The sequence below is a fragment of the Paracoccus sigandri genome, assembly GCF_003709565.1.
In the GTDB taxonomy this organism is placed as follows: Bacteria; Pseudomonadota; Alphaproteobacteria; order Rhodobacterales; family Rhodobacteraceae; genus Paracoccus; species Paracoccus siganidrum.
Map to the genome: position 1 here is coordinate 1 of NZ_QNRC01000113.1, position 655 is coordinate 655.

Genomic DNA, 655 nt, shown 5'->3' on the forward strand with positions numbered 1-655 from the left:
GACGCGACACGGGCGGCGTGGTCGTTGGTATGTCTTGGGAGTTTTGCGCGAAGTCTCTGATGACAAACGCAGTTTCGGCCCCTAGCCTGGCGCGATGTCGAACGGGGCCTGGACAGATCAAGAGAACGACCTGATCGTTGCGGATTACTTCGCGATGCTGGCCGACGACGTCTCTGGCCGCCCCTACAACAAGGCCGAGCACCGGCGCGGGCTTCTGCCGCTGTTGAACGATCGGTCCGAGGGATCGGTCGAGTTCAAGCACCAGAACATCAGCGCCGTGCTGAAGGGGCTGGGTGAGGACTGGATCCCGGGCTACAAGCCCGCCTTCAATTTCCAGATGACGCTGGTGGATGCCGTGGCGCGCTGGCTGGCGCTGAACCCGGCATGGCTCGGCCGCCATTCGGGTATCAGAGCGACGACCGGTCTCGCGGAGGCGCGGCCGATCTGGATCGGGCCGCCGCCCACGCTGTCGAACCAGCCGCCTCCTCAGGAGCTGGAGCAGATGCTGCACATCGCCCGCAAATTCGATGTCGCGGCAAGAGACGAGCGAAACCGCGCCCTCGGCCGTGCCGATGAGGAACGCGTGCTGGCGCACGAACGTGCAGCCCTGAAATCAGCGGGCCGCGACGATCTTGCGCGCAAGGTCAGGTGGGTG

At 65.0% G+C, this 655-nt stretch carries 1 protein-coding gene; it reads left to right on the forward strand.

Features of this window, described 5'->3' with window-relative positions:
- Positions 1-94: 94 nt before the first annotated feature.
- Positions 95-655 (forward strand): hypothetical protein (locus C9E82_RS23990; protein ID WP_122449420.1); only part of this gene is annotated, 561 nt, incomplete at its 3' end.